We start from the raw sequence: 20,435 nt of genomic DNA on the forward strand, positions 1-20,435 counted from the left end.
CCGAGGAGTTAGGCGATGGAGCTAGACATCAAAGTGCAAAACTTTTAAAAAAGATGTGGTGCCTTAAACCCCACATCCACTACGATAAATTCTCATACATCTGTATCAGCTTTTTGCTTTCTGCCTCCCAAGTTAAAACCTCTCGGGCACGCAGGCAGTTTTGCTGATAGTAAGCATATTGGTTCATAATCTCTAAAATCCCATTTACAATGCCTTCTGGCGTTTCCTCTGCCAGCACGCCGGTTTTATACTCGTCAATAATGACAGATTTGCCGGGGTGATTGGAAGAAACGGCAGGAACGCCTGCCTGCAGGTATTCAAAGATTTTATTTGGTGTTGAATAATAGTTGTTTTTAGAAACCTTCTCATACATCACAAGGCCGATGTCAGCCTTCAAGGTGTAATGAATTAAATCCTCAGACGATACTTGATCGTGAAAAAAGACCCGGTCTGACAGTCCAAGTGAGACTGTACGGCTGACTAGCTCATCCTTCATAATACCCGAACCGATCATCACCAGTTTATAGGTTTCAGGAAGCTTTGCCATTGCATCGATAATCAATTCCAGCCCGCGGTACGGAGAAAATCCTCCTTGATAAAGCAGAATCGTATCATTTTCATTGAATGGATAATCCCAGTCAATCGCTTTATCCTGTTTAAGGACATCCTTGTGGAAAAGAGGAATATTTTGAATGAGCACACATGGTTTTTCTCCATTTTTTTCAAACAAATAATCTCTAAGATAAGGATTTACTGTTACAAGATAATCGATTTTTTGAAAAAGCCGTTTTTCCATCGCATAGCCTGCGATGCGGTCGAGCTGATTGCGCCCGGCCATCTCATTGAAGATTTCATGTGAATCGTAGATGAGCTTCGCAGAGAAATCCTTTGACAGCATGTGCCCCTGCCACAGCGTATTTAAATCATGACAATGAACAGCGTCAATCGAGATATCTTTTAAATGCGCTTTGACCTTTTTATAAAACTCATAGTAGGTCAGGTAGTCTTTAGGAATTTTGACAAGCGGCAATCTCGCCGTGCGGACGATCAGCTTTTTTACTGCAGATTGCCTTGTTTGCGCACTTGCATTCCCTTTAGACATAGTAGCTTTAATGCTTTTAACCGAAATGCCAATCCGAATCAAATGAATGTTTTTATGTAAAAAAGGATCAGGCTCCTGGAATTCTCTGACGCAGGCTAAGTATACGGCATGTCCTGCTTCAGCTAATGCCAGGGCCTCTCTTTTTACTCTCGCATCATAAGGAATATCCTTATACAGCAGCATGAGAATATTCATTTTCTTGCCAGTTTCATAAACTCATCATATTCCTTGACGATCGGGCCTGTTTCGCCGACGGCCTTTTGCTCGCCAAGGTGAATCCATACAACACGGTCACAGATCGCTCTTACTAGATTCGATGAGTGGGTTACAAGAATAACCGTTCTTTCTTGTTTGATTTTCTCCATAATCGCTTCACGGCATTTTTGCTGAAAAGCTGTATCGCCTACTCCCAGAACTTCATCAATGAGAAGAATCTCAGGATCAAGTGAAATAGCCGTAGCAAATGCAAGTCTTGATTTCATTCCCGCAGAATATGTGCGCACAGGTTTATATATAAAATCGCCAAGCTCGGAGAATTCAATAATATCATCGATTTTTTCATCAATCGTTTTCTTATTATGACCAAGCAGCAAGCCATTTAAATAAATATTCTCGATTCCAGGAAGCTCCGGCTGAAATCCCGCTCCTAATGAAAGAAGAACCGGATGTTCCTCGTCCATAATGCTGAATTCGCCTTTATCAGGAGAAATCAGTCCGCTGAGCAGCTTTAACAGCGTACTTTTACCGGAACCGTTACGTCCGATTACGCCAAGAACCTCGCCTTTTTTCACTTCGAAGTTCAGGCCTTTAAGTGCCCAGAAGCGGTCATCTTTTTTATGAAGATTCAATAGTTTTTTTAATGGTTTTTCTGTATGCTCCGGATAAGATACCCAGAGATCTTTTACTTCAATTATATTTTCACTCAATTAAATCACCTTAGCATATTCTTTTTCATTTTTGTTTAACAGGCGTATTCCTAAATACAAGATAGCAAGTGAAAGAATGGTCAAGATAAGCATCGGTAAAAATTCAGGAGGTCTGCCGTAAATCAGTACGTCTCTATAGGATTCCAAAAATGTTGTAAAAGGATTCAAATAGAGATATGGAACTAAACTAGCAGGTACGTCTTTCATTTCAAACAATACAGGTGATAGATACATTAAGACCCTTGAAATATATTGCATCATATTTTTCACATCCCGGATAAAGACGCCAAGATGGGCAAGGAAAATCATCACGCCTAATAGGCAGAATGCATTGATCAAAAAGATGAACGGGAAATAGAGAATATTCCATGAAAAGTCAATTCCGTATATCGCCAAAAATAAAATAAGCACAACGGCGCTGATTATAAATTTAATGCAGTTAACAAGTAAGCGAACGATAATAAAAATAATTTTCGGTACATAAACCTGCTGCAGTATATTCCCTTTGGATGAGATGGCGTTCGTTCCATCTACAAGAGCAGCCGTTACAAATTTCAGCGGAATTAAGCCAGTAAAGATAATCACTGCATAATTCTCTCCGCCTCTATCAAGGATAACCACGACCAGCAAGTAAAAAATGGCCATATAAAAAATCGGATCCAAGATCCACCATAGAAAACCAAAGTATGTTCTTGAGTTGTTTGCTTTAAAGTCAGAAGCAGTCAAGTGATAGATCAAGTCTTTGTTATTTTTTATGGCCTTTAATGTATCTAATAGCATAAGATGTTCTCCTAACTAACAAAATGTTGCACCTTAATAATAATATACTTAGTTAAATCACCTTTCAAGTTTTACAATGAAATGTAAAAGTTTTGACATGATTTGAAATTGGCTTGTGCTGTAAGGTGATAGCGTAGAGCACATAATTAGGGAGCCGTGGGTTACTGCTGATTCCAGTTTGCTGTACAAGGATCTGAGTTGAGGAATCATAGCGGCTGGTTGATTCCACTTTCCTGCGCAAAAACCAAAATGGTGGAATCATAGCGTCCGGTTGATTCCTCTTTCCTGCGCAAAACCCAAAATGGCGGAATCATAGCGGCTGTTTGATTCCACTTTGCTGCGCAAAAAACCAAAATGGGGGAATCATAGCGTGCGGTTGATTCCACTTTCCTGCGCAAAAACCAAAATGGAGGAATCACAGCATACGGTTGATTCCACTTTTCTCCGCAAAAACAAAACTAGTGGAATCACAGATAGTGTTTGATTCCTTATTCCAGCACAAAACAAAAAACAGGAAATCACAACCTCAAAGTGCCTTTTCCTAGCGAAAGACCACTGCCAGCAAAAAGGGTTTCTGCCTAGTATCTGTCTCTATTACCCCTTACATTCTCTCTACAAAACCTTACAGCTGAATAAAAAAAGACCATAAACGAATATGGTCCATTTTCACATTAAGATGTGTGTTACTTTACAAATTTATAAAGGTTACCGAAGTTGATGTATGTGATCTCTTCCGGGCAATCCTTCACAATGTTTTTCGTGTCGAAAATTCTTTTTGTTTTCATGCCTGTGAAGTCAGCTGCATCAAGTGCTTTAAATTCGTTGTGATCTGTCAGAACTAAAACAAGATCAGAATTGTTCACAGCTGTTTGAATGTCTTTTTCTACCCAGTCTTTTTGAACATGCGGGTCGTAAGCGATCACTTCGTTGGCACCAGCCATTTTAAGCTGCTGGTAGATATCCATTGCCGGACTTTCACGAATGTCATCTACGTTCCCTTTGTATGTCAGACCGAATACGGTGATTTTTTTATCGTCTAAACCGCCAAGCATTTTAGATACGTTTTCTACAACAAATGATGGCATAGAAACGTTGATGTCACGTGCCTGGTAGATCAGCTTCGCTTGTTCAGGAGCTTCTGCAACGATGAAGTAAGGGTCAACTGCTAAGCAATGTCCGCCAACGCCCGGTCCAGGGTGATGAAGATTAACACGCGGATGCTTGTTAGCCATCTCGATCACATCAAGAGCATTGATATCAAGCTCTGTACAGATTTTCACAAGCTCATTTGCAAGGGAAATGTTTACGTCTCTGAACGTGTTTTCCATTAATTTTGACATTTCAGCTGTCTTAGCATCCGTCAAAATCAGTTCGCCTTCTACAAACGTGCTGTACACTTTTGCTCCGGCTTCTTTACATGCTTCTGTCACACCGCCGATGATGCGGTTGTTGTGAATAAGCTCATGCATAATTTGTCCAGGCAGTACGCGCTCTGGGCAATGGACTAAGAAAATATCTTCGCCGATTGTAAAGCCATGCTTCTCAAGCAAAGGTTTTACATGGTCGTCTGTTGTACGAGGCGCGATTGTTGATTCTACGATGACTGTATTGCCCTTTTCAAGGTAAGGAATCATCATTTCAGTAGCGCTTAATACGTATTTTAAATCTACAGATTTATATTGATCATCTTTATTTGGAGTTGGAACAGCAATAATGAATACATCTGCTTTTTCAGGCTGTGTTGATGCTTTGAATTTGCCAGATGCCATAACCTCTTCTAGTGCTTCTTGAAGGCCAGGCTCTTCAATATGAATTTTACCTTGGTTTAATGAATCTACAACATGCTGCTGAACGTCTACGCCAAGCACGTCTACGCCATGCTTTGCAAACATAATAGAAGTCGGCAGTCCAATATAACCAAGACCAAGTGTTGCGATCTTCATGTGAATTCTCCTCCAGTTGATAGTTCATAAAATTCTCCTTTTACCACATTACAGTTTTGAAAACATCATGTCAATGATGAAGTCGCGGCTGTTATTGGAGAATTTTCTCGTTAGATGCTTCTGTTATTTCCTTTACTTCCGCACGGATCATTTTGTCCTTGCCGCACTGATATCTGACGCGGTGCGCAGCTTCTTCTGACTTTTCAAGAAAAGCCTTCGGATTATAGTAAAGATATTCGATTGCCTGAGCTAAGCCTAAATAATCTTCCTTGTCTGCTAAAAATCCGCACGTCTCATCAATGAATTCAGGAATCGCATAAACCTTGGTCGTTACTGGAACCAATCCGCTTGACATCGCCTCGCCAAGAGAAACTCCTTGGGAATCCATTCTGGAAGGACCGAGGAAAATACCGTGGCTTTTATGCTGCTTTGCAATCTGCTCCTGGGACAAAAAATGGTTGTGCAGGTGCACATTTGAAAGACCTCGAACCGGCTCTACTTCCTTGTCGAACAAGGGGCCTTGTCCAAAAATATCAAATTCAAGCTCACTAAAAAACGGCTGATCTTTCAGAGCTAATATTGCTTTTACCATTAGATCATTTGCATATGTTCTCGATGCAAACGGACGGATCGTCAGTATTCTTTTCCTCTGTTCAGCTGACTTCGGTTCATAGCGGTAAAGCTGATCGTCGATGACATTGTGAATAATGCTGTAATTTTTCACAATGGCATTTGCATCTTTTTCAGCAACATTCTCCTTATACCATTTCGAAACGAAGATGAACTTTATGGTCCGATCATTGGAACTGTATAATTTATGCATAAAATCAAGCTGGCGTTGATTGCCCGGCGCCTGATTTAGAGCAGAGCGAAGGCTGCTGGCATCTTTGTAAAAGTTAAACCATCTGCGGTACCACTTTGTCGTTTCGTAGCCGTGAACCCAGATCAGCTTCGGTGTAGTTCTCGCATTTGATTTATTGACAGCTTCATACATCCGTTCAGTGATGAAATGGAATAAGATTTTTTTATAAGAGCGGAAATCCAATAATCGAGTCAATTCTTCGTCACCGCTCATGTAAACGGGAATACCCTCGTATTCATAGTAGCCGATGCTAGGTGACGTATTCAGCCTGAAAATCGCTACATTGATTCCTCTTTCTTTATAAGACAAGGCTCTCCTGTGAATAAACATGTTCTGATAGTAATTGTTTTTTTCCGGATAAACATTGGTGATCAGCAGGTAGTCAACATCCGAACGGACAGAGAAAAGCTCTTTTTTACTGACCAATGGGGGCTGGTTATAGGACTTTAATGAAAACTCCGATAAAACGGCTTCTCCATCACCTGATATCCTTAGACCAACTGCGTAGCTTACAGCGGATTCCGGAAACGTCACAATCATTTCGCTGCCTAAAGGATTGTAGACACTGAACACTTGCTTGTTATTGGTGTCAAAGCCGACGACGACCTGCTGCAGCTGAAGACTTCCCGAAGTTTTTCCATCAAGCTTTGCAGTCATTGTAGCATCAGGCTTTAAAACATCTTTGTAGATCTTTTTGTTATCCTGATAAATGATAATTGGCGGCGCCTCTTTTTTCTGCTGAACCGACTTGATTGTCAAGCCGTCTTTCTTCTCGATCGTGACAGCATATGTTGAGTTTGTTTTTTCTGGCCATTTATCTAAATAGCTGTATACGTCAGCTGGATCTATTTTTAACACTGCATTCCTCCCCCTGTCTTTTAGTCTTATTTATTCCGCTTTCTAAGCTGCCAGTATTTCAACTGCAGCTTGCCGAGCTTTGATTTCTCAAGCTTTGATAATCTTGCTTGCAGGTCATTGATTGTTGCTTCCTGCTGTTTGATGGTTTCAATGATCACTTCTGGTTTCATATCCATTGCCTTAAAGGACTCTAATTCCTTTTTGCCGAGGATTTCTCCAATTTTTTCTCTCATTTCTATATCATCGGTAATAGCGGACAGAATTTCTTTGAATTCTTCCTCCATTTCCTTTTTATCTTCAATTAGCCTGTTCGATAGTTGAACCAATGCATCGTACTCTTCTTTATTTACCTGAATCATATCCTGTTGTGTACTTGTATGGCTGTTCATTCGTTCAGCTCCTCTCATCTATAACAGAAGATTTTAAATCTTTATCCCTACACACATTTAACCAAAGTTCCTGCCCTTTTAAAAGTAACAAAACCGTTACAAGACAATTATTCCAATTTTTAATGATATAGATGATACTTTTATTTTCTCTTGATGTGCCCTTTTCATTCTGTTTACAGCTTCCAGTTCAGTCAGAAAAACAAAAGAAAAAACAGAAAAATATGAAACGGGCTCATACTTTTCTGTTTTTGGGATTATTTATTGAATTTTTTATGGACCATTTTTTCGTAAACTTCAGCAGCAGCTTTCGTATTGTTAAGCGGAGACAGGAATGTTGCATGCTCGCTTTGGCTCAGTACGCTGCCTTCCTCGTAAATCGCCCAAATATCAGATCCGCTGCCAATGTAGTCACTCAATTTAGACGGCAAATACGGATTCACATCTTTATTGTCCTTCGTAACAGCATCGTTTACGATCAGTGTATCGAATTTCGTACATAAGTTAAGGAAATTATAAAAATCGACGAAATCGTTCACGATAATATTGTCTTCAAGCGGATCGTTTTCAAGCTGGCTTGCAAGCTCATCCGGTTTTGAAGTGAAAACATGAATAAGCACGCGGTCCTGCACATCAGCGCCGGCAGCTTTCAAGCCATCAAACATGTCGTTCAGATTGCGCTTGCTGTAAAAATTGCCGAAGTAAGCAATATTGACGTGTTCATCTGAAATGAGCGGATAGTCAAATTCGTTTAAATGATAATAGCGCTCAGGTAGCGTCGGATGCGGTTCAATCACAGCTTTTCCCCTGATCATAGGCTTAATCTCTTCAATTGGGAAAGAATCAACCATATAGTTAAGCTGATTGATGTTCGTGAAAATTAACTCATCAGCAAAAACATACGGCAGATATTCACACCAGAAAAAGAGGCTGTCTTCGCTTGAACCCGGTGCTCCCGCTTTCTTCACGCTCTCTTCTAATTTCTTTAAGTAAGAAGCATCTGTGACTTCAACTTGTCTCTTTTTAGCTTCAATATCGTATAGAAGCGGATCGGAAAATTCGGCAATCCATTTTGTTTCCGGATGCTTCATTTTGAACTCATATGCAAGAAAGTGGGAAGCAACCCACATCGCGCGGCTGTAAACTTCTTTATGTACGCCATTTTTTGCAACAAGTTCATCAATTTCCGCCAAGCCCATATCTACAAACTTCTTTATCGAATTCCAATTTGCAAAGCTTGGAGGAGATTTAATTGGCAAACGGGTGCTGATCAAGTCATCCACCATCTGGTTTAGTGACACGTTTTTATTTCGGACAGAATCCATCGTATTGTAAACAACATCCGAAATCTTTCCTGACGCTCTCATTCGTTTAGCCATTACGTTTCCGGCCGTATCGTTATAAGGAGGGAAGCAGTAGGAAATGACCAGGCGTTCTACAAGACCCTTGTTAATTAAGTGATAAGGGAAATAGATCGGCTTCATATCAGAGATTTCTCTGATTACGTCACTGTATTCCTCAGGATGTGCTTCATAGTATTTGACAATAAAACTGCTTTGAGCGTTGATTTTCCGTTCAACAAAATCTCTTTTTGTAGCTGACAGCTCTTCCTCAGCAAGGATTTGATTCAGCTTCGCAATAACCTGCACACGCTGCTTCACGTTAAAATCAAAAGTCATTCCCTGTCTTGAAACGGAATTAGCTCTCAATGTACGATAATAAACAACTTGTTTTGTAAGGGGTGCAAGCTCATATTTCAAATCATTTTTAACTACAAGCTCTGTGAAAAATGCAATGTCTTCTCCGCTTTTTAACGTTTCGTCAAAGCGGTACTTTTGCAAATACAAAGTAGGAATTAATTTGCAGCCGTTGATTGTCAGAACGGTATGCAGTTTATAGTAGGCATGCTGTTTGCTGACAACGGATTTCATAATTTGTCTGTTGATTACGTTTGAAGCCACCACTTTTCCGTCCGGCTCAACGTTGAAGATTTGTGAAATCACCATTGTATCAGGCTTTGCAAGCTTGTACATTTCTTCTAAATAGTTCTTTGAAAAATAGTCGTCATCATCAAGGAACGTGCAATATTCACGGGATGCAATTGAGATCCCTTTGTTTCTCGCAAGTGACGCCCCTGCTTCTTCCAGAACAACGACGTTTATATTCGTAAGATTTCTCTCTGCAATCAGCTGATTGATCAGTTCTTCTGAACGGTCTTTTTCCCCGTTAATGATGACAATGACTTCAAATAATGAAGGATCAAGCGTTTGATCTGCCAATGATTCCAGGCATTTGACAATGACATCTTCACCTTTATAGGTAGGTAAAATAATGCTGATCCCTTTATCATAAAGAGGCTTATCATTCTTGCGCACGATTTCCTCTTCTATGTCATACCCCAGTTTCATTGCTCGTGTTAGTCGGACTCTCTCTAAACGTTTGAGTATTTCCTCTTTAAGCATTATTTCCTACCTCTTCCAGCTATTTTTTTCTTTAATTCCCAGAACTTCAATTGGACTCTGCCGAATCTGGATTTTCTCAGAACATTATAGCGATGTTCCAGGTTTGATACTTTTCTGCTTAACTCTTCAATTCTTTCTGAGCGGTTTAGGGCAGCTTTTAACGCTTCCTCTTCACGGTTCAGCAGCTCAACGGTTTCAATCTGCAGCTGACGGATGTATTCATCCTTTTCACGGCTTTGCGCTTTCAGCTCGTCATATAATATCTTCATTTTTTCAGCTGCGTCTTGATTCTTCTGCATTTCCTTCATTTCTTTTTCATCTCTTGTTGCCTGTCCCATCAGCGTGCCGATTCGCTGAAGATAATCTCTTTCAAGCCAGTAAAAGCCCTGCTCCAATTTCTGCGTGCTTTCTACCGAATAAAAAGATGGATTGGCATCTTTGGAAGCTGTGCAGATAACGCCCGTCCACTTCCCCAAATAATCAAAGGACTCCACTTTAAAATGAGCGCCCAATTGTTCTGATAGTAAAGAATAGTAATAAGTGCGTTTATGATCCAAGTAATCATTGATGCCAAAGGGCACGGTTACGATCAGCCTGCCGCCCGGCTTCAAATGAGACGCTGTTTTCTTTAAAAAGGAATCCGGGTCACTGATGTGCTCAAGGACTTCCGTGAGTAAAATGGTATCATAGTTTTTTTCTATATCATGATCCGTCATGAAGTTTGACACCTTGAATGATACAGATGCCTGAACAGACGGGTGTTCTTTGCCGAGCTCTGTTTTTGCATATTCGATTGATTCTTGAGAGATATCGATTCCATCTACTTTTTTGCCTTCCCGACCTAATAATATGGCATTGATACCCTGTGAGCAACCAATATCAAGCACTTTGCTGCCTGTAACATGTGTAACAATCCAATTTATGCGCTCTCTGGTTTTCTTGCTGAAATCTGTTCCTAAAGCTCCATAATATGCTTCATTAACACGATCTATAATAAGTTTACTCAAAGAAACTCCTCCAATTAATTATGTAAAATGGCAAAGACGTAATTTCAATTCTCGTTGGTGCTAGTTTTTGCAGAATTATTCTATGTATTCTGTAAGGCCCTACTTATTATATCGAAAATTGTCTTTCGGCAACAACCATAAAAAAAACCGGCAACCAAAAACACTGGTTGCAGGCTTAGAACATTAGTTATTTTTCTTCCATTGATAGAAGTCGTTGACTCCCTGTGCGATCGCCTCAGCAGCGGTATCCCTGCCGCTGTTCGTCTTAAAAATGGAAGCATCATTTTTGTTTGAAATAAAGCCCATTTCAATGAGCACAGATCTTGTATAATTTTTATCAATGACATAGAACGCTTCTTCTTTTATGCCCCGATTTGTCGTTTTTAAGGCAGTTACTAACCGTGATTGAATAAAAGCTGCAAGTTTTGCACTGTCTGCTTTTTCTTTGTCAGTCATAGACGCCGTGCTAAAGCTGCCGCTGCCGTTTGTTGCAAATGTTTCTGTTCCATTAGCTGATGGAGCCGTGCTTGAATTCATATGAAGGCTGACAAATACACCGGCGTTCTTGCTGTATGAAAAATCGGTCCGTTCGTTTAAAGAAAGATAAGTGTCATCTGATCGGGTCATCTGTACGTCATAGCCTAATTTTTTCAGCTTGTCAGCAGCGATTTTACCGACTGCCAGAGTCACATCTTTTTCCTGCAGGCCATTTCCAATTGCTCCAGGATCTTTACCGCCATGACCAGGATCGATCACAATGACTTTGTTCAGCTCTGTATCTTTTGCAACAGGTTCAAGAGTCAAATATTTTGCTGAGACATATCCCGTTTTTCCGCTGTATTTAACGGAAACCCAATCATCTTTAAGTTCTGCAGGTTTCAGCACTTCTACTTCTTTGCCTTGCGGGATTGTAAGAATAATGGTTGAGCTAGTACTTTTTTTCGAGCGAAGACTCAAGTTTTCGCGTACATAGTACTTTAGTTCCTTAGGTGCAATTTCTTCGACAACGACTGGTTTATTTACAATATCAGATGCTTTTAAATACCCTGTCTTGCCATTATGGTCAGCTTCAGCCCACCCATTTGCGATCCCGCCCTGTCTGATCTTTGTTTGATCATTGGTTGTCAGTGACGCGAGCACGGAAGAAGCTGTGCTTTTTGAAGTATAAACTTTTGTGTTTTTATTTGCGTAATAGGTAAAGTAAACCGGTTTGCTTTTGATGCTGCTGTATAGTGCATACCCTTTAATTCCATTGTATTCGATTCTGCTCCAGCCGCTGATGACACTGCCTTTTTTGACTTTCACAACAGAACCTGGCGCAATTTTTGTCTTAGGTGTTTTTGTATTTCTTTCATTATATAAGGTTACATTTTTAACAGCATAGTAGGTAAAGTATACCGGCTGGGCTGATGTGAGTTTTGAGTAATCAGCATAATACTTTGTTCCCTTATGATTGATTTCTACCCAGCCATTTAGAACTGTTCCTTTAGCAACCTTGATGATAGCATCCTCTGCTATAGATCCGTATCTTTTCGTCTGGGTCCCTCTGCCCCCGTAAAAACTCACAGGTTCCTTGGTATAATAGTTAAAGTATACCTGCTGTGAAGGCTTTTTGTTCGTAATGTCTGCAGCCTTGGCATACATGGTTTTTCCTCCAAGCTTAATTTCAGCCCAGCCGCTGCTGATTCCGCCTTTTTTAATGGTAAAGGCTGTCTGAAACCCAACTCTTCCCGCTTTTGAAAAACGATCTCCAGGGCCGGTCCGTGCTTCAAACTCATTTTTTGCGTAGTATGTAAAGGTAACAGTTGAAGCTTCTGCTTTTTGAGGCGTCCAAAATTCAATCATTCCTGCAGCAAGTAAAAAAACGGCAATCATACTGACTAAAAGCTTTTTCATTCCATACGTTCCTCCCGGGTGTTTGTAAACTGGCAAACTGCCCGGGACTTTCCGCACAGCCTGCTCAGTTTATATATCGAATCAATCCGGGAAATCTTTAGGGATATTTAGAAAAAAATGTATGGAATTTAATTAGGAGACAGATGGAAAAAGGAAAGTAAATCACTGAAATCGGCAAGTATTTAACTCTTTTAGAAAGGAAATGGGCCATTCCGGCAAGTATTTTTGCCGTTTCAGAAAGTATTCAGAAACTGGACCAAAAAAAGACCATTCTCAAGGGATTGAAATCACTTAAGAACGGCCTTTTATTACTTCTTTGCGTCCTACTGAAACGTAAGTCATCCATTCAGGAATATCTCTCAGCGGATAGATGTTTCTGCCATCAATTAAAATGGGGGTGTTCATTTTTTCCTGATAGAGGTTCATTGGGAACGTGCGGACTTCATCCCACTCCGTCACAATAAATGCAGCGTCTGCATCCGTGATTGCTTCAGCAATCGTGCCGCAATATGTAATCGATTCCTTTAACACCTTCCGGGCTTCATTCAGTGCGATAGGATCGTACCCGGTAACGACTGCACCTTCCTTCACCAATTCCTTCGCTATGACAAGCGAAGCAGCTTCTCTGACATCATCTGTATTAGGTTTGAAAGCTAAGCCGAGAAGAGCCACTTTTTTCCCTTCAAGAGAACCCAAATGCTTTTTCGCAGACTCGATTAATTTTAACGGCTGCCGGTTGTTTACGGTGATGACCGAATTCAGCAGATCGAATTTATGCTGTACGTTCCCTGCTAATTGGACTAATGCCTTTGTATCTTTCGGAAAACAGGAGCCGCCATATCCGATACCGGCTTTTAAAAATTGCGAACCGATTCTGGCGTCTTTCCCAATGCCTTCTGCCACATCTTCAATGTCCGCGCCTAATTTTTCGCAAATATTGGCGATCTCATTGATAAAGCTGATTTTCGTTGCCAAAAATGCATTTGCAGCATACTTAATCATTTCCGCACTTCTAATATCCGTCCTGACTACTGGAATACCAAGCGGTTTGTAGATTTCTTCAAGCTTATCCCCAGCAAAAGCAGAGCGTGATCCAATGACGATACGGTCCCCGTGAAAGGTATCATGGATGGCAGAACCCTCTCTAAGAAATTCAGGATTAGATGCGACTTCTGCATGGATGGATGGCGCCTTATACTGATTGACGATCTCAAGAATATGTTCATTTGTGCCGACGGGAACGGTGCTTTTCACAACGATAATCACATCGTTTTGAATCTGTTCAGCGATTTGAACAGCTGCCGCTTCTACATACGTCAAATCAGCAGATCCGTCTTCCTTTTCCGGGGTGCCGACAGCGATGAAAATAATTTCACTTTCACCGTAAGCTGTGCGGGAATCTGCGGTAAAAGACAATCTTCCTGCCTGGACATTTTTCTTCATTAAATCCTCTAGACCAGGTTCATAAATAGGAGAAACTCCATTGTTCAGAAGATCAACTTTCTTTTCATCGATATCTACACATGTTACCTGATGGCCGATCTCAGCTAAGCATACCCCCGTGACAAGTCCGACATATCCGGTTCCAGCAACTGATATTCTCACTGAGTCATCCCCTGACCTTTCTCTATCCGTTTGACACTTTATTTTTTATGTACTGCAGAATATCTTCTCTCAGCTCACTGTTATCCATGGCAAAGTCGATTGTCGCCTGAATAAAGCCAAGCTTGTCTCCGACATCATATCGTTTGCCGCTAAAATGAAAAGCCGTTACTTCTTCTTGATGGGCAAGTTCTTTTAGAGCATCTGTTAATTGTATTTCTCCGCCTGAACCCGGTTTAAGATTTGCGAGAATGTCAAAAATCTCCGGACGCAGGATATACCTTCCTAAAATAGCCGTATTGGACGGCGCATCTTCCCGCTTTGGTTTTTCGACTAAATCTTTTACTTTATAGACATTGTCAGCCATTTTTTCATTTTCATTATAGCTGACGATTCCATACTTCGAAACATCTTCAGGCTTTACATTTTGCACGCCGATCACTGTGCTTTGAAATTGATCATAAACATCGATTAATTGCTTTAAGCAAGGAACCTCAGATTGAACGATGTCATCACCAAGCATAACAGCGAAAGGTTCATTGCCTATGAATCTTCTGGCGCAATAAATCGCATGCCCGAGACCAAGAGGCTCTTTTTGACGGATATAATGAATATTGGCCAGCTCGGAGATGCCCTGGACCTTGCTGAGCAAATCCCATTTCTCTTTTTTAATCAGCGTTTCTTCAAGCTCATAGGATTTGTCAAAATGATCCTCAATCGCACGTTTCCCTCGTCCGGACACGATTAAGATGTCCTCAATTCCGGAAGCAACGGCTTCTTCGATTATATATTGAATCGTGGGTTTATCAACAATCGGCAGCATTTCTTTAGGCTGGGCCTTCGTAGCCGGCAAAAACCTTGTTCCCAAACCCGCAGCCGGTATGATCGCTTTTTTCACATGCATGTGTCTACCCCCTGGTTATGTCAAAAGTCTCTCTCTTTATATTACAACATCAATAGAGTCTATTCCTTTAAGGTTTTATAAATGTTTGTAAACACGAAAAGCGGAGCCGACTGGTCAGACCCGACAGACAGATAAGGGTCCGACAGAAAAGGCGCTTTTTGCCTTTACTGGCGGAGCCGTTCTGGCCGAGGGGCTAGGAGGCGGAGCTGGACAATGACGAAAAGCGGAACCCACTGGTCAGACTCGGGCAGACAGATAAGGAGACAGCACAAAAACAGAAAAAAACTGACTCCAAAACCGTCTTCCAACGTTTTTAGAGTCAGTTTCTATTAATTACTGAAGAAACCAGTTTTGCAGACTGCTGCGGGTTTGCTCAGAGATGGCTCCTTTTCCGCCCAGGTAGTGAATGTGCGGAATGAATGTCATGTGATCATAGATGTAGCTTGAGACATGCAGCGGAACGGCATCTTTTTCTACTAGAATGATAGGTGCCCGGTCGTTTGCCGCCAGCACTGAACCAGGCAGAGCATCAATAAACTCTGTCCCTCTTGCAAAGAAGACTTTACGATTGTCCAGGTTGTATTTTTTCACGATATTTACGCTGGTTTCATAGCGGTCTTTTCCGTACACGCGGTCAACATTGCCAGCACCTACTAAAGCTTCAAGCTGAGATTGAACCTTAGCTGATACAGCTGTCTCTCCTCCGACAATCGTTACTTTGCGTACACCGCTGCCGCTGATGTAATCTGCAACTGCTTTTGGAACAGTGTCAGCTTTTGTATAAAGGATCGGCATCTGCTCAGCTGCTGCATAGGAAGCAATGGACAAAGCATCCGGCGAGTCACTGCTGTCAGAAGTAATAAAGATTGAGCCGGAATGGCCTACTTGTTTAGCAACTGCTGCTGCCGTATCATATCGCTCTGAACCGCTGATGCGGTGTACATTTGCTGCGATACCTTTAAGCTCTGCTTCCACTGAATCAGAAATGGCCGATTTTCCGCCAAGAATATAGATAGTTGCAGGATTCAGATTCGCTAACGTTTGTTTAACGGAATCAGATAATTGAGTAGGATTGGATAATAGCAATGGTGCATTGTATTTTTTGGCAAGTACGCTTCCAGTTAAAGCATCAACTGGGTTGTCTCCACGGCCGATAAAGACCGTGTTTGCGGATGCCCAACCGAACTCGGCAATGGCTGCACTTGTTTCATAGCGGTCTGCGCCTTCAATTTCTTCAACGGCTTGACCAATATAGTTATCATAGTTTGTGCCTGGGTAATAGAAATTGGTAATTTCCATATAATTTTGCTTTTGATCGGACATGGCTTTAGCGCCGTACTGGCTCATTCCGACGCCGTGGCCAAAGCCGCGGCCGTTAAAAGTGTAGACACCATTTTCAAATGTCAGGGAATCAATTAAATGACTTTTGAATTCCACCGTGCCAAACATAGAACGAAGGGCAGTGATGTTGACGTTTGTGCCTTCTTTTACTACGGTTTCAATCTTGCCGTCTTTCATCTGATAGGTGCCATTTGCATTCTTAACATAAAATTCAATGCGGTAGCTTCCTGTTTTTCTTCGATCTCCGCTTGTTTTTTCATTCGAAACTGCAAGCTTTGATACTTTTACAATTTTGAGGTCTTTGCCCGTGAAGTTTTTATCTGTTTTAAGCCATGTCTTGATATTGGTTGAATACTTCACGTCTTTTTCCTTTACAGTACCCCACCAATCTGCAGGCTTCGTTAAATCAAGCAGAGCCGGGTCCAGCTGATTTTCATTCACGCTGATTTTCCATGGTGTTCTAGGGTCATAAGGATCTGTTTTTGCAGGGAAATAAGACAGCGGTGTTCCGCTCGTCCATACATTTGCATTATTTTCCGTCTTACCGCCGTTGCTTGAGCTGTATAAAGCCTCAATCAGATTACCATTCATCTTCAGAACTTGGCCTTTTGTCCGGTTAACTGCTTCATTTGTGTTGGTATATGAGGATTTATTCCAAATATATCCTTCATATTTTTGAAAACTCACTGTATCATCAATTGTTTGGTTTATTCTTTTTAATGCGTACGTTCTCGCTGAAACGGATTGTGCTTTAAGAGCCTCAACAGGCCAGCTTGGATACATTTCTCCAGGTACAACGCCTTTTAAATAATCTTCAAGAGGAAGCTCATTTTCCGGACGTACGTACTGACTGTTTTCGACCTTGAATTTCATCGTGCCTAAATAAGAACGGCCACCAATCTTCATATAATTTTCAGTGCCGTATTTTACAGGCATAAACGCTGCAGAACTGTTTAGCATCTTGTTCTTGACGCTGCCATTATACAAAACCAATCTGCCGCTTTCATTTTTCACTTTATAAGTATTTCCATCTTTTAATTTGAAATCATTTTCTCCGGCCAAATAGTATTCGCCTTCAACTTGAACCGTTACTTCTTTGGCATTGCCGACATAGTGTTTGAGATTAACAGACACTTCTGAAGGATTACTATTAGCAGCAAACGCATTTTCTTCCGCAAACAAAAAGAATAGTGTTAATGCAACAATTGACATAAAAGCCTTATTCAAAAGTAGTTCCTCCGCTATGATAGATTGAGAGCTTCTAGCATTAGCAGTTTATTCCACAGAAGACAAACTTGACTCACCCTTATACCCATTTTCGCCGGTAAGTTCAAAATCTTCTTTTACGAGTCCGAGTTTAGGAGCGTAATATCTTGTAAAAATGGTTTCCTCGTCTACTACTTCATTTGATATTTTCTGAATGACGAATACATTTTTCTGTTTTCCGTAAGGCGTTTCGACAGCTGCTGATTTTTCTAGCAGTTTCCAATCAGCTCCGCTTCCGAGCAGCTTTTCATTCATATTCGGCTCAAATGAGTCCAGTATACTGACAGAATGGTCCTGCAGCTCACGATCCTCGTACACGAGGGTAATCTCAGAGTCTGTCCATTTAAAGATCTGAGTGGTTGTTGAATCACCCAATGTCAGAGCAATTTGGACATATTCTTTATTAGCTGCCGTCACATTTTCTGTGAGTAAAACGACTCCGCCTTCTTTAAATTGTTTTTTTGCTCCCGTCTCAGGACGATATTCCAAATATGGACCTGCCGTACTTTGTTCACTCTCCATTTTTTTATCGGTATTTTCTGGAGATTCTTTAGGCTTTTCCATATTTTCTTCTGAACTTGCCTCAGGTTCACTTTCTTCATTCTGAACCTTTTCTTGCTCTTGGTCTTTAGCCGTTTCTTCTTTAGCAGGAAGCTCTGTTTGATCAGGTTCTTCTTTCACCGGTTCCTCTTTTTCAACAGGCTCAGTCACAGAAGGATTTTCTTCTTGTTTGCCAGCCTCTTCATCACTTGCTGCACATCCTGATAAAAATAAAAGAATCAGAGAGAAACTAGTCAGCATTTTTTTCATTATAATCATCCTTAACTTAAGAAAGATTCGGGCTAATCGTGCGCCCGAATCCATCTGAATTATCTTACTCTGTTAAAAATCTCGCCGGTTATCGCATCAGGAACAGCTCCGCCGATCAGCGTCACTTCTTTCATATGATGCTTGCCTCCATACTCCATGATGTAGGTTTCGAGAGATTTATTAAACGTTGAACCTGTCAGGATCAGCGGTGCCTTTGTCACTAGAGATAATGGCGCTGCCGCTAATGCATCCGGGAAATTGGCTCCCGTTGATACTAGAATAGAATCTGAGTTTAGATATGGATCAAAACGCCAAAGTACTTTTGCAAGAGTCTCGTAGCGGTCTTTACCAGCTAAGCGTGCATAGCTTGATGGAGCTGCGTTTTTCACCTGTGTATCAATATTCGAAGTAAGAACGCCATTTCCTCCAAGAATCAGAGCCTTCTTGCCTTTAAGCTTCAGTCTTGCTTCACTTGAAAGGCTGTTTGTATCAGACAGCATAATCGCCCAGTTTTTCTGAGCAGCTATAGGCGCTGCACCAAGAGCATCCGGATAGTTGCGTCCTGATGTGACAAAGTAGCCATCAACGTTTCCGATCTGATTCAGAATAACCTGATTCGTTTTATATCGATCGGCTCCGCTGATTCTCTCAACTGTTAATTTCATTGATTGAAGCTGTGTTGCGATGCCTTTAGAAACGGCACCTTCACCGCCAATAATAATTGCTTTTTTCGCTTTTAGACGGGTAATTTCATTTGTTATGTAAGAATCCATTCCATTTCCTTTAACTAAAAGGATTGGCGCTGCCCCGTGTTTTCTTGATAATGGACCTGCTGAAAGTGCATCTGCATATCCTGTGCCTGTTGCAATAATCACGGTTTTATCCGGTTTGCTGTCTGCAAAGCCTGCAGGATACATTTTCTTTGAAACATGAATCGCTGTTTGGTAACGATCTGCACCTATTAATTTCGTTAATGGGAGCTTTCTCGTTACTTTATCATTTGCGATATTTGTAAATACCACTTCACCAGAAACCTTATTAATCACTCTGGCATTAGGTGAATACTGACCTGCAACGTAACGGGCATGTTCAAAATCAACATAGCTTGATTTCTTTGCACCATTTACATATAAATCGTATTTGGCAGGAAGGAAGTTCGACCAAAGTGTAAAGTCGTTGCTCTTATAGACAAGTCTCGTATTCTTGTAGCTTTTTGCAAAAGTCATCGCTTCGCTTGAAGTGAAGAACTCTCCTAATTTTCCATTCGTTCTATGGTGAACTTCATACTGCGTGCTTGTTTTATAGATGTCTTTTTGAGCATTCTTGTCGAACACTCTGACTGGTTTCGTTTGTTTTTTGGCAAATTGCAGAGCCTGATCCTTCGATTTCGTCGTTAATAATTTATGATTGCTGGAATCGTATACTTCATAGACTTTAAAGTAATTTACGACAGACGCGGCAATAGCCTGTGCTGCTTTATTTTGAAAATCCGATGTTTTAATGCGTGCTTCTTCTTCACGATTGGTCATGAAGCCCATTTCTACAAGGACTGCAGGCATTTGTGCATTGCGGATGACATAGAAGCTTTGATCATCGGCAATCCCTCTGTCAATTGACCCTAATTTAGCTAAAACAGTCGGATGGATTTCACCCGCTAAACGCTGATTATCTGCTAAGTATTTGATTTGCAGGGGATCATGCGGATATTCTTCTTTTGCGTGGTCAACACCATTATAGTAGTAGGTTTCGTATCCTTTTACGTAGGGGTTGCTTGGATGGGCATTATGGTGAATGGAAATAAATACGCTGTTGTCGTTATTTCCTTTTGCAAACTGGTTGGCCTTCTGCATTCTGAGATCAAAGTCACCGCCATCTGTACTTCCGTCCGCTTTCTTCAAATAAGGTGCAAACTCCATGTCGGTTTCTCTTGTTAAATAAACGGTAATGCCGCTTGTTTTAAGATAATCTCTTACCTTTTTAGATACAATCAAATTAGCCGTTTCTTCGCAAAAACCAGTAGAATTCCCGGTTAATCCGCACGTGCCGCTGAATTTCCCTCCATGGCCTGGATCAATCACAAGGACTTTTTCCGCAAAACTTGTATTCGGGGCGAGTAAGAGCATTAAAAATAGAAAGATGCCCAGTGCCCATAACTTGCTGCTTTTCATCATTCACTCTCCTTTTTCTGCATAGTTCGCTATTACTCTCCTATTATAGCACCCGTAATCTATCATTTTTTAAAAATTATGGGTAATGAGGATAATTAGGGATTTAGACACCACGAAAACAT

General features: G+C 41.0%; 14 protein-coding genes. All 14 read right to left on the reverse strand.

The genetic code is table 11. The features are described from left to right. Positions 1-79: 79 nt before the first annotated feature. The 14 genes from AC3ISE_RS20550 to AC3ISE_RS20615 all read right to left on the reverse strand — a co-directional run bounded on the left by AC3ISE_RS20550 (position 80) and on the right by AC3ISE_RS20615 (position 20,316). The gene (locus AC3ISE_RS20550; protein ID WP_489222411.1) at positions 80-1,297 is read right to left on the reverse strand and encodes a glycosyltransferase; all 1,218 of its coding nucleotides are present in this window, start codon (positions 1,295-1,297) and stop codon (positions 80-82) included. After that, positions 1,294-2,028, reverse strand: a complete 735-nt coding sequence (locus AC3ISE_RS20555) for an ABC transporter ATP-binding protein (protein WP_070878247.1) — start codon at positions 2,026-2,028, stop codon at positions 1,294-1,296. The genes AC3ISE_RS20550 and AC3ISE_RS20555 overlap by 4 nt, the downstream gene beginning before the upstream one ends. Continuing rightward, positions 2,029-2,808: an ABC transporter permease gene (locus AC3ISE_RS20560; protein ID WP_133312733.1), complete on the reverse strand. Its 780-nt coding sequence runs from the start codon at positions 2,806-2,808 to the stop codon at positions 2,029-2,031. Between the two features lie 683 nt (positions 2,809-3,491). Beyond that, the gene (locus AC3ISE_RS20565) at positions 3,492-4,751 is read right to left on the reverse strand and encodes a nucleotide sugar dehydrogenase (RefSeq protein ID WP_489222412.1); all 1,260 of its coding nucleotides are present in this window, start codon (positions 4,749-4,751) and stop codon (positions 3,492-3,494) included. A gap of 91 nt (positions 4,752-4,842) precedes the next feature. Then, entirely contained in the window at positions 4,843-6,471 is a 1,629-nt protein-coding gene (locus tag AC3ISE_RS20570; RefSeq protein WP_489222413.1) for a glycosyltransferase family 4 protein, read from the reverse strand. A gap of 26 nt (positions 6,472-6,497) precedes the next feature. Then, complete coding sequence (locus AC3ISE_RS20575; protein ID WP_154318511.1) at positions 6,498-6,860, reverse strand: hypothetical protein; 363 nt, start codon at positions 6,858-6,860, stop codon at positions 6,498-6,500. A 254-nt stretch (positions 6,861-7,114) separates the two neighbouring features. Further along, positions 7,115-9,319: a glycosyltransferase family 2 protein gene (locus AC3ISE_RS20580; protein WP_489222414.1), complete on the reverse strand. Its 2,205-nt coding sequence runs from the start codon at positions 9,317-9,319 to the stop codon at positions 7,115-7,117. Then, on the reverse strand, positions 9,319-10,326 hold the full coding sequence (locus AC3ISE_RS20585) for a class I SAM-dependent methyltransferase (RefSeq protein ID WP_489222415.1): 1,008 nt from the start codon (positions 10,324-10,326) through the stop codon (positions 9,319-9,321). Before AC3ISE_RS20585 ends, AC3ISE_RS20580 begins: the two co-directional genes overlap by 1 nt. 183 nt (positions 10,327-10,509) lie before the next feature. Further along, entirely contained in the window at positions 10,510-12,222 is a 1,713-nt protein-coding gene (locus AC3ISE_RS20590; protein WP_489222416.1) for an N-acetylmuramoyl-L-alanine amidase family protein, read from the reverse strand. A gap of 291 nt (positions 12,223-12,513) precedes the next feature. Next, positions 12,514-13,827 (reverse strand): UDP-glucose dehydrogenase family protein, encoded by a 1,314-nt coding sequence (locus tag AC3ISE_RS20595; protein WP_489222417.1) that lies wholly within the window; start codon positions 13,825-13,827, stop codon positions 12,514-12,516. Positions 13,828-13,849: 22 nt separating this feature from the next. Next, on the reverse strand, positions 13,850-14,728 hold the full coding sequence (gene galU / locus AC3ISE_RS20600; RefSeq protein ID WP_489222418.1) for a UTP--glucose-1-phosphate uridylyltransferase GalU: 879 nt from the start codon (positions 14,726-14,728) through the stop codon (positions 13,850-13,852). A 333-nt stretch (positions 14,729-15,061) separates the two neighbouring features. Next, complete coding sequence (locus tag AC3ISE_RS20605; protein ID WP_489222419.1) at positions 15,062-17,296, reverse strand: SpoIID/LytB domain-containing protein; 2,235 nt, start codon at positions 17,294-17,296, stop codon at positions 15,062-15,064. Between the two features lie 48 nt (positions 17,297-17,344). Beyond that, a complete protein-coding gene (locus AC3ISE_RS20610) occupies positions 17,345-18,145 on the reverse strand; it encodes a hypothetical protein (RefSeq protein WP_489222420.1) in 801 nt (266 codons plus the stop codon). A gap of 59 nt (positions 18,146-18,204) precedes the next feature. Further along, complete coding sequence (locus tag AC3ISE_RS20615) at positions 18,205-20,316, reverse strand: cell wall-binding repeat-containing protein (RefSeq protein WP_489222421.1); 2,112 nt, start codon at positions 20,314-20,316, stop codon at positions 18,205-18,207. Between the last annotated feature and the right edge of the window lie 119 nt (positions 20,317-20,435).

It is taken from the genome of Metabacillus sp. KH_069, assembly GCF_057838075.1.

What these genes read in the sequence shown, in the direction of transcription:
- AC3ISE_RS20550 (WP_489222411.1), bottom strand. Translation starts at nt 1,297, where the DNA reads ATGAATATTCTCATGCTGCTGTATAAGGATATTCCTTATGATGCGAGA.
- AC3ISE_RS20590 (WP_489222416.1), bottom strand. Translation starts at nt 12,222, where the DNA reads ATGAAAAAGCTTTTAGTCAGTATGATTGCCGTTTTTTTACTTGCTGCA.
- AC3ISE_RS20615 (WP_489222421.1), bottom strand. Translation starts at nt 20,316, where the DNA reads ATGATGAAAAGCAGCAAGTTATGGGCACTGGGCATCTTTCTATTTTTA.
- AC3ISE_RS20610 (WP_489222420.1), bottom strand. Translation starts at nt 18,145, where the DNA reads ATGAAAAAAATGCTGACTAGTTTCTCTCTGATTCTTTTATTTTTATCA.
- AC3ISE_RS20565 (WP_489222412.1), bottom strand. Translation starts at nt 4,751, where the DNA reads ATGAAGATCGCAACACTTGGTCTTGGTTATATTGGACTGCCGACTTCT.
- AC3ISE_RS20580 (WP_489222414.1), bottom strand. Translation starts at nt 9,319, where the DNA reads ATGCTTAAAGAGGAAATACTCAAACGTTTAGAGAGAGTCCGACTAACA.
- AC3ISE_RS20575 (WP_154318511.1), bottom strand. Translation starts at nt 6,860, where the DNA reads ATGAACAGCCATACAAGTACACAACAGGATATGATTCAGGTAAATAAA.
- AC3ISE_RS20560 (WP_133312733.1), bottom strand. Translation starts at nt 2,808, where the DNA reads ATGCTATTAGATACATTAAAGGCCATAAAAAATAACAAAGACTTGATC.
- galU (WP_489222418.1), bottom strand. Translation starts at nt 14,728, where the DNA reads ATGCATGTGAAAAAAGCGATCATACCGGCTGCGGGTTTGGGAACAAGG.